This window comes from Pseudomonas sp. K8, from assembly GCF_014889455.1.
GTDB lineage: Bacteria > Pseudomonadota > Gammaproteobacteria > Pseudomonadales > Pseudomonadaceae > Aquipseudomonas > Aquipseudomonas veronii.
Genome location: NZ_VJWO01000150.1, coordinates 1 through 743 on the forward strand (window position 1 = coordinate 1; position 743 = coordinate 743).

1 protein-coding gene is annotated in these 743 nt (G+C 68.5%); it reads left to right on the forward strand.

Going from position 1 to position 743, the window contains the following annotated elements:
- Positions 1–743 (forward strand): YhjD/YihY/BrkB family envelope integrity protein (locus tag INT12_RS30655; RefSeq protein ID WP_193059201.1); only part of this gene is annotated, 743 nt, incomplete at both ends.

Sequence of the window (743 nt, forward strand, 5' to 3'; positions counted from 1 at the left end):
TGCTGACCCTCGGCGCGATGCTGGCGGCCGCGTCGCTGGCGGTGTCTGCGCGCGTGTTCGCGCTGCCGCTGTTCGGCACCAGCGAAGGCCGCCTGCTGGCCAATGCGTCGCTGACCCTGGCGCCGATCCTGATCGCGTTCGTGTGCATCATGCTGGTGTACCGGGCGGTGCCACACCACACGGTGAAGTGGCGGCATGCCATTCCCGGCGCGATCCTCGCGGCAGTGATGCTGGAGCTGGTGAAGTGGGGCATGGGCGCCTACCTGGGCAGTTTCCAGTCCTACCAGAAGCTCTACGGCACCGTTGCCTTCGTGCCGATCCTGCTGCTGTGGATCTACCTGTGCTGGGTGTCGGTGCTGCTGGGTGCCTCGCTGGCCTCGTCGATCGCCGCGTTCCGCTACCAGCCGGCCGACCTGCGCCTGCCCACCGGCTACGAACTGTATGGCCTGCTGCGCCTGATCGGCCGCTTCCACCAGGCGCGCCTGGACGGCCGCGGGCGGGATGAAGACGAGGTCCTGCGGCTGGAGCCGATGCTGACCGACTCGCTGCGGCAGAGCATGCTCTGCGACCTGGAAGCGATCCGGGTGGTGCGCCGCGACGAGCAGGGCGAGTGGCTGCTGTCGCGCGACCTGGACAAGCTCACCCTGGCCGACCTCTACGAATCCACCCAGCTGCGCATTCCGGTCAAGGAAGCCTACCTTCCCTACCGCGATGACAGCCTCGGCACCGCCTCGGTGGCGGCG